We start from the raw sequence: 9,167 nt of genomic DNA, 5'->3' as shown, positions 1-9,167 counted from the left end.
GATCGATCGACGATAGTTCCCTGTAGAATGAGACTTTCCAATCCTTCCGAATAACTATATCCGCCGACTGGTAGCAGTGGACTGGATAACTGTAATAGTCGCGATAATTGCTGGGGGTGCGCTCTCATACCATTTGGATTTTGGATTTGGTGACTTAGCATCTCCGTCGCGCTGATGAGTACACCTTAATTCAAAAATATCCTAATTATCCCCGATAGACCTACCGATCGATGCCTAAACACAACACGAACGCATCTTTTGTGTAAAGATATCCAGTCTGATGGCGATCGGGCTGGTATCTTAGTAGAAGGGCAAATTTGAGATCGCCGTAGAATTTTTAGATTTAAGAGGTTGGTTGAGTGATGGCAACAGGTACATTGCTGTGGCAGCGATATCAAGATTGGTTGTATTATCACCCAGGGTTAGGCTTATATTTAGACATTAGCCGGATGCGGTTCGAGGATGAGTTAGTCGCTCGACTCCAGCCCAAATTTGTCAAGGCATTTGCCGATATGGTTGCCCTCGAAGCGGGAGCCATTGCCAATCCTGACGAACAGCGGATGGTCGGACATTATTGGTTGCGAAATCCAGATCTCGCGCCGACTCCAGCAATTCAGACCGAAATTACCAGTACGATCGAATCGATCGCTGATTTCGCCCGAAAAGTTCATTCTGGAGCCATTCATCCCCCTCAAGGTGGCAAATTTACCGATTTAATTACGATCGGGATTGGGGGTTCGGCATTAGGGCCGCAATTCGTGGCTGAAGCTCTCGCGCCAGATCGTCCGCCGTTAAATATTCATTTTATTGATAATAGCGATCCAGCCGGGATCGATCGGGTGCTCAGTCGGGTGGAAGACAGGCTCGATACCACTCTGGTCATGGTCATATCTAAGTCTGGAGGCACCCCGGAACCTCGAAATGGCATGTTGGAGGTTCGGGCTGTTTATCAGGCCCACAATCTGAATTTTGCAGCTTACGCAGTGGCAGTTACTGGAGTGGGCAGTCACCTCGATGGTGTGGCATCAGCTCAAGGCTGGATTGCTAGGTTCCCGATGCCCGACTGGGTAGGCGGACGAACTTCGGAATTATCTTCTGTGGGCTTACTGCCTGCCGCACTTCAAGGCATCGACATTCAAGGGATGTTAGCTGGTGCGAAAGAAATGGATATCGCTACCCGCAATCCCGATATCAAAACAAATCCCGCCGCTTTACTCGCCTTGGCTTGGTATGCATCGGGCAATGGTAAGGGGGAAAAAGACATGGTGGTGCTACCCTACAAAGATAGTTTGTTGTTATTTAGCCGCTATCTTCAGCAGCTCGTAATGGAATCGTTAGGTAAAGAAGACGATCTCGATGGTAATAAAGTTTATCAGGGCATCGCCGTATACGGGAATAAAGGTTCCACCGATCAACACGCCTACGTTCAGCAACTCCGCGAAGGCATCCCCAATTTCTTCCTGACGTTTATCGAGGTATTATCCGATCGAATTGGCAATTCGCCCGAAATCGATCCGGGTGTCACCAGCGGCGACTATTTATCTGGCTTTTTACAAGGTACTCGTCAAGCTCTGTACGAAAATAGCCGCGACTCAATTACCGTCACGATTCCCAGCGTGACACCGCAGACAGTAGGAGCCTTAATTGCTCTCTACGAAAGAGCTGTGGGCTTATATGCTTCGATCGTCAATGTCAATGCTTACCACCAACCCGGCGTAGAAGCCGGGAAAAAAGCTGCTGCTGTCATTATTCAGCTCCAAACCGATGCCGTAGACGCACTCAAAGCAACGACGATCGCTGCACCCATTACACTAGCAGAATTAGCTACCAAAATTGGTGCGCCCGATCGCGTTGAGGCAATTTACAAAATTCTCCGCCATCTTCAGGCAAACAATCGGGGTGTCACCTTTACAGGCGATCCCGCTCGACCGGGTAGTTTGCGAGTTGCATGGGTCGAGAAATAGGCTATGGTAGCTAGCTAATTAGCGATTTTTTCAACATTAATTTTAGTTAGGGTAGGAGTAATTTAGCGATTGCGCCTACCCTAACTTTTAATGTTATTATCGCCCCGATCGAGAAAAGCTGCCAGCTCGACGACAGTGTATTCGCTCTTTCCCCCTCTATACAAATTGTTAGCGAATTGCAAGCTTACCTGCTGAAAGGAGATTTGTGGCTCTATTTGCGCGATTTCCTTGGCTCGTCGTCGCTGCTGGCTTTTTGATAAACTTGACGTTTGAAAGCTTTTGAGCAGTCGCTGGCACTCATATTCTGCTTCTAGACGAATGAGTTCGCAGGGATCTTGCCGCAATAACTCTACCCAATTTGGCAATCGTTCCTCACTCTGATAAATAAACTCCACCGCAGCCCAGCGAGTCAGATAGCTGGTGCTAGTTGCCATGCGTTCGAGGTAATGTTCCATATTTTCCACCCCCAACCAGCCCATTTCATTAATCAGTCGATCGAGTAATAATGGATCGATCTCGATAAATCGATCGAATGCTTCAACTAAAACATATTTGCTACTATAACTACAGGTTTTCCCTAAAGTATAAATCGCGTTACTCCGAATAAAATGATTGCTTCCAAATACTAATTCTTCTAACGTGCTAACAATCGTCGAACCTAGATAATCATCTCGAAATTGCTGACAAGCATCATTCCGATACCCACAGACAATCGCATCACGTACAAATGATGATGTCCGATCGAACGTCGCGGGATCGGATTTTAACAATCGACAAATTAAAATTGCCAGATGGGAAAAAGCCAAAGAGTTGATGACCTCGGCAATATAATCGATGTCTTCAGCACCATCAAAGTATTTTAGTATTTTTAGCTCGACATCTATTTCATTTATCATGGATATAGATCGAGTTTATTCATCGTGATAGCAACAGGTGAAAAAGACGATCTGAGTTTACCCGATCGATATTCATCAATCGAATTAAGTAAGTGACTTGCATTTGCAGGAGAGCGGAACAGATAAACGGTTTCGATTAGACTATTGAGATCTGATTCGGCGATCGGAGCCACATTCTCACCATCGCGGCGATTGATGATACAAACTTGGTGACTTTGTGCAACTCGATCGATCGATTGAAAGAATCCTGCTCTTGCTTCTGTAGGTGAGGTGATTTCGGCGGATAACATAATTTATGTACACAATATCAAATTAAATCGAGAGCGAACACAAATCCATTAAAATAGTGCTAAAGTACTATAAAAGCCGTACTATAATAGTCCTACCGGCACTTGCATATAGCAGCAGAAGTTTAATCCCCTTTTCCACAGCATTCCTACGCCCGAACATTTGCCCTCTACCACTTAACCTATGACTTTCGTTGGTTTGCACATGCACAGTGACTACAGCCTGCTGGACGGAGCTAGTCAGTTGCCGAATTTGGTCGATCGAGCGGTGGAATTGGGAATGCCCGCGATCGCACTGACGGATCATGGTGTGATGTATGGGGCGATCGAATTAATTAAGGTCTGTCGCACTCGCAATGTCAAGCCGATTATTGGCAATGAAATGTATGTAATTAATGGTGATTTCACGCAGCAGAAGCGGTATCAAAAATTTCACCAAGTTGTGTTAGCTAAAAATACCCAAGGGTATCGAAATTTAGTTAAGTTAACAACAGTATCTCACCTCGAAGGTTTTCAGGGTCGGGGGATTTTTGCGCGTCCGTGTATTAATAAGGAATATATCGAGAAATATAAGGAAGGTTTGATTGTTACTAGTGGTTGTTTGGGTGGGGAAGTTCCGCAAGCAATCATGGCTGGACGACCCGATGCGGCGCGAAAAGTTGCCAAATGGTATAAGGAAAGATTTGGCGAAGATTACTACCTAGAAATTCAAGATCATGGATTGAAGGAGGATCGGGTAGTTAATGTTGAAATTGTCAGAATTGCACGAGAGTTAGATATTAAGCTAATTGCAACTAATGATTCGCATTTTGTCTCTTGTTTTGATGTCGAGGCTCACGATGCGTTGCTGTGTATTCAAACAGGACAACTGATTCGTGAAGATAAACGGATGCGATATAGCGGTAATGAGTATCTGAAATCGGCTGAAGAAATGGCGTTATTATTCCGCGATCATTTGCCAGATGATGTTATTGCTGAATCGATCGCCAATACGTTAGAAGTTGCCGATAAAATTCAGCCTTATAATATTTTAGGCGAACCTAAAATTCCCGATTTTCCGATTCCAGTCGGGCACACTCCAGCTACTTTTGTAGAAGAGATTTCGCGGGAAGGTTTGAAGGAAAGATTGAGAGTCCAACGGTATGGAGATATCGAAGATGTATATAAAGAACGGCTCGACTTCGAGCTAAAAATGATCGAACGAATGGGCTTTTCGACCTATTTTCTCGTTGTTTGGGATTATATCAAATTTGCACGCGATCGAGCCATCCCTGTCGGCCCTGGGAGAGGCTCCGCAGCGGGTTCGCTGGTGGCTTATGCCATGAAGATTACCAATATTGACCCAGTACATCATTGTCTGCTATTCGAGCGGTTTCTGAACCCCGATCGGAAGTCGATGCCAGATATCGATACGGATTTTTGTATCGAACGTCGGGCGGAGGTAATTGAATATGTAACTGAAAAGTATGGGAAGGAGCGGGTAGCGCAGATTATCACGTTCAACCGGATGACATCGAAGGCGGTGTTGAAAGATGTGGCACGGGTGTTGAATATTCCCTATGGTGCGGCAAATGAGTTAGGGAAAATGATTCCCGTCGTGCGGGGTAAACCGACGAAATTAGCCGTAATGATTTCGGATAAAACGCCAGTCCCAGAGTTTAAGCAAACTTATGAAACGGGTGAATATGCCGATCCGGAAACTGGTGAAAAGATTACCGCCAGACAATGGATCGATATGGCAATGCGAATTGAAGGTACTAACAAAACTTTTGGCGTTCATGCGGCGGGTGTGGTAATTTCGGCGCAACCTTTGGATGAAATCGTACCATTACAACGGAATAATGATGGGTCGGTAATTACCCAGTATTATATGGAAGATCTCGATTCGATGGGTCTATTAAAAATGGATTTTTTAGGATTGAGGAACCTGACGATCATTCAGAATGCGATCGATACGATCGAACAAACTAAGGGTGATAAAATCGATCCGGATGATATTACTTTTGAGGAGCGACGGACTTATAAAATCTTAAATAAAGGTTCGTTAAATAAACGTCCACCTAATGTTGAAAAAACATACAAACAAGTCGAGTCAGGAGATTTAGAAGGTGTCTTTCAATTAGAATCTTCAGGGATGCTCGATGTGGTGGCACGATTAAAGCCATCGAGTATCGAAGATCTCTCATCTATTCTCGCATTATACCGCCCTGGGCCATTAGATGCTGGACTAATTCCGATTTTTATCGATCGCAAACACGGACGCGAAAAAATCACTTACGAGCATCCAATTTTAGAAACAATTCTAGAAGAGACATATGGGGTAATTGTCTATCAAGAGCAGATTATGAAAATCGCTCAAGATTTGGCAGGTTATACCCTCGGTGAAGCCGATATTTTGCGGCGGTGTATGGGTAAGAAAAAAGCCGATGAAATGAACAAGCAACGCGAGAAATTTCTTGATGGTTCTGCCAAGAAAGGAGTAGCTCATGCGATCGCCGATGCTTTGTTTGATAAAATGGTTTTATTCGCGGAATATTGCTTCAATAAAAGCCATTCTACTGCCTATGCTTATGTTACTTATCAGACTGCATTTCTAAAAGCTAATTACCCTGCTGAATATATGTCAGCCCTATTAACTGCAAATAGTGGCGATCAAGACAAAATGACGAGATATCTCAATAATTGTGAGCAGACTTTAGATATCAAAGTCGAACCGCCAGATATCAATCGATCGTATGTAAAGTTTCGACCAGTTATCGATCCCAATCGACCAAATCGGTTAAATATTTTGTTTGGTTTGTCGGCAATTAAGAATGTGGGTGAAGCCGCGATCGAAAATATTTTGACAGCGCGCAATGAAGGTGGAGAGTTTACTTCTCTTGCAGATATTTGTCAACGAGTTAGCCTCCAATCTGTGAATAAACGAACATTAGAATCATTGATTCAATGTGGCGCATTTGACAATATCGATTCCAATCGCCGACAGTTAATTAATGACCTCGATGTAATTATTCCGTGGTCGCAAAGTCGGGCTAAAGAAAAAGCGATCGGTCAAGGTAACCTGTTTGACTTATTAGGCGACTCAAAACCAGAAGCAGGTGGATTTGAAGCCACCCCAAAATCCCCACTGGTGAGTGATTTCTCATCGCAAGAACGATTGCAGTTCGAGCAAGATCTTTTGGGTATATATGTCTCAGATCATCCACTCAAAAATGCTGAAAAAATTGCCAAAATGCAGAAGCATGATTTTAAAAGACTGGTTGAAATTGAGAAGCCTGGTAAAGATATTAAAATTGTGGTGATGCTCACAGAAGTCAAGGTAGTCCAGACTAAAAAAGAAAATAAGTCGATGGCTATTCTCAAATTAACCGATCTCGCAGGGAGTAAATTAGAGGCAGTAGTTTTTCCAGAAGCTTATGAGAAAAATAAGAATGTACTAATTGGTAATGCGGCTGTAATTTTAGTCGGTAAGGTTAGTCGTAAAAAAGATGAAGACGAACTACAGATGATTGTCGATGAAGCGATCGAAATCGATTACAATTACATTAATAAACCTGTAGATGTCGAAATAGAACCCCAGCATCTGGTTCTGCTCGAATTACCGATTGATGTCGCCACAGATGAAATTCGATCGCAAGCATTGAAAACTATGTTAGAAGAGTACTCTGGCGATACCCTAGAAATTAAAACTCCAGTATACGCGATCGTCCGAGGCGATAACGGCTACCAATTAGTCCAGTTTGGCAAACAATTCTGGGTGCAAGATGCTGTCGGATTGGCGGGTAGAATGCAAGATCGCGGCTTTGATATCAAAGTCAAGCAGATTAGTGCTGAGTGAGTCGATTTCGAGCGCATCGATGGAAATCCACTGGATTTCCATCGTAGGGGGTTAAAATATACAATTAGTAGCTACTAAGAGAAATATCTTACAGACGATCGCAAACGACTGGTTTATACTGGTAACGCAGCGATCGTAGCGAGACATCGATGAAACCTTACACAGCCTCTTTAGATTCTGGTTGGCGGCATGAATTTATTCAGACCAACAACATTCGCCTCCACTGTGTAACTCAAGGTGAGGGAGAATTAGTCGTTTTACTTCATGGTTTTCCTGAATTCTGGTACTCTTGGCGGCATCAAATTCCAGCTTTAGCTCGTCATTTTAAAGTCGTCGTTCCCGATCTTCGCGGTTACAACTATTCCGATAAACCTGCTGGCGGCTACGATCTCGATACCCTTAGTAGCGATGTGCGGGGGCTAATTGAGTCTTTAGGGTACGCAAAAGCGCATATTGCCGGACATGACTGGGGCGGTGCAATTGCATGGCATCTAGCCCAAAAATGCCCCCAAGTACTCGATCGATTGGCAATTCTCAATGCGCCTCATCCCCAACGATTAGTACAAGAAATGGGCAGTAATATCGATCAATTGCGACGCAGTTGGTATATGTTTGCTTTTCAAATACCGGGGATACCGGAATGGTTGATCCAGCAAAATCTTAAAGATTTTATCCTGAATGTTTTTCGCGGGCAAGCGGTTAGAAAAGGAGCTTTTACTGCCGAAGATCATCAAATTTATCAGGAGGCTTTAGAAAAACCTGGTGTATTAGCAGCCGCACTCAAATACTATCGAAATTTACTCGCACCGCAAAATTGGCTGCAACAGTGGGATCGTTCGCCGCTAATGGTGACTGTACCGACGTTGATGCTGTGGGGGGAGGAGGATAGTTTTTTGAGCAATCGATTGACTGAAGGTATGGAAAGATTAATTTCAGCACCTTTTAAACTTAAAAAAATTCCCCAGTGTGGGCACTGGATTCAACAGGAAGCACCTCAAATTGTCAATCGAGAACTCTTGATTTTTTTCCAATCGACACCTTAAAGAAACACGATCGTGTAAAAACATCCAAACTTTTCAATCCAATCCCTCATTCCCAATTCCCAATTATGTGGTGTGTAACGATCGAATGTTCTGCTGAAGACTGGCAGGTTAATGGTAAAGCCTTCAAGGAACTAATTACCAAACATCCAGCTACTTTGCTCTCTTCTAAAAAAATGCATGGAGACGAGCGGCGAATCATGGCATATCAAATTGAAAATGTCAGTGATGCCGAAGACTTAACGGAAGCATGTCTGACACTAGCTGGTTTTAAATCGATGTTTGAATCGCTCTAAATCGATCGTCAGCCTATTTATAGATAAATTTCTATCGATTGCATCTAAGCACTTACTAGAGCCTGTGAGATATATTTATTTACTAAATTCACCAAATCTGTAGGTGTAAATGGTTTAGTCATATAGTCGTTTGCACCGACCATTCTAGCTTTTAGTCGATCGAACATGCCATCGCGACTACTCAACATTAAAATGGGCACATTTTTAAAATTAGGCGATTTACGGAGGAGTTGACAAAGTTCGTAGCCATTGATGTCTGGCATACTAATATCCATCAAAATTAGCATCGGATGAGTGCGGATGAGTTTGGTCATTGCTTGAGCGGGTTTGAGCAAACCGATTACTTCATAACCTTGGGCTTCTAGCGTTAGTTTGACACTATTTTGCACTGTTTGACTGTCATCGATACAGGCAATTAACGGACGTTCTTCATCTTGTTTTTGGCCGTAATTAGTAATCTGCGCGCTTCGGTTGCGGACTAATGGCAGCAACATATGACAGAGTTCTTGAACATCGATATTTAACTGATTGGCAGTACTATAAAGACAAAGATTTTGAGTTAGTGCAGATTGATAAGACTCGATCGCTTTAGTACTTTGAAGTTGCTGCCACAATAATTTATATAAACTATCAATGTTAGATAGATATACTCTTACTAACGGCGAAGTAATATGCGGACGAATTTTTTGCCACTGCCAGATTAGTTGTTTGACTGGTGTGATTATTTGCTGTACCGAAGCTGATAAAATCAGGACATCTAGAGTCGCATCGAGATTAAATTCCATCTCGGCATTTCCGATCGCCATAATCTGGACAAAAGCTTCTTGCGTGCTAGTAAATGCTAGC

The 9,167-nt window shown here is 43.3% G+C and carries 7 protein-coding genes; 4 read left to right on the top strand and 3 right to left on the bottom strand.

Annotated elements, in window-relative coordinates:
- Window positions 1–362: 362 nt before the first annotated feature.
- A complete protein-coding gene (locus RMO79_RS22820; protein ID WP_310485562.1) occupies window positions 363–1,964 on the top strand; it encodes a glucose-6-phosphate isomerase in 1,602 nt (533 codons plus the stop codon).
- A gap of 80 nt (window positions 1,965–2,044) precedes the next feature.
- On the opposite strand, the gene RMO79_RS22815 is transcribed toward RMO79_RS22820, so the two are convergent.
- Entirely contained in the window at window positions 2,045–2,860 is an 816-nt protein-coding gene (locus RMO79_RS22815) for a hypothetical protein (RefSeq protein ID WP_310485561.1), read from the bottom strand.
- Window positions 2,857–3,150, bottom strand: coding sequence for a type II toxin-antitoxin system Phd/YefM family antitoxin (locus tag RMO79_RS22810; RefSeq protein ID WP_310485560.1), 294 nt, complete (start codon window positions 3,148–3,150; stop codon window positions 2,857–2,859). The genes RMO79_RS22815 and RMO79_RS22810 overlap by 4 nt, the downstream gene beginning before the upstream one ends.
- A gap of 181 nt (window positions 3,151–3,331) precedes the next feature.
- On the opposite strand from RMO79_RS22810, the gene dnaE reads away from it, so the two are divergent.
- The 3 genes from dnaE (at window position 3,332) to RMO79_RS22795 (ending at window position 8,321) form a co-directional block, all read left to right on the top strand.
- Window positions 3,332–6,985 carry a DNA polymerase III subunit alpha gene (gene dnaE / locus RMO79_RS22805; RefSeq protein WP_310485559.1) on the top strand — a complete coding sequence of 1,218 codons (3,654 nt, stop codon included), beginning with the start codon at window positions 3,332–3,334 and terminating at the stop codon, window positions 6,983–6,985.
- Window positions 6,986–7,134: 149 nt separating this feature from the next.
- Window positions 7,135–8,028: an alpha/beta hydrolase gene (locus RMO79_RS22800; RefSeq protein WP_310485558.1), complete on the top strand. Its 894-nt coding sequence runs from the start codon at window positions 7,135–7,137 to the stop codon at window positions 8,026–8,028.
- Between the two features lie 65 nt (window positions 8,029–8,093).
- Entirely contained in the window at window positions 8,094–8,321 is a 228-nt protein-coding gene (locus RMO79_RS22795; protein WP_310485557.1) for a hypothetical protein, read from the top strand.
- A gap of 44 nt (window positions 8,322–8,365) precedes the next feature.
- On the opposite strand, the gene RMO79_RS22790 is transcribed toward RMO79_RS22795, so the two are convergent.
- A partial coding sequence (locus RMO79_RS22790) for a response regulator (RefSeq protein WP_310485556.1) occupies window positions 8,366–9,167 on the bottom strand: 802 nt, incomplete at its 5' end.

This window comes from Chamaesiphon sp. VAR_48_metabat_403 (assembly GCF_031422475.1).
Classification (GTDB): domain Bacteria; phylum Cyanobacteriota; class Cyanobacteriia; order Cyanobacteriales; family Chamaesiphonaceae; genus Chamaesiphon.
Note: the sequence above shows the minus strand (reverse complement) of the source record. Positions and strands in the feature narration are given on the sequence as shown.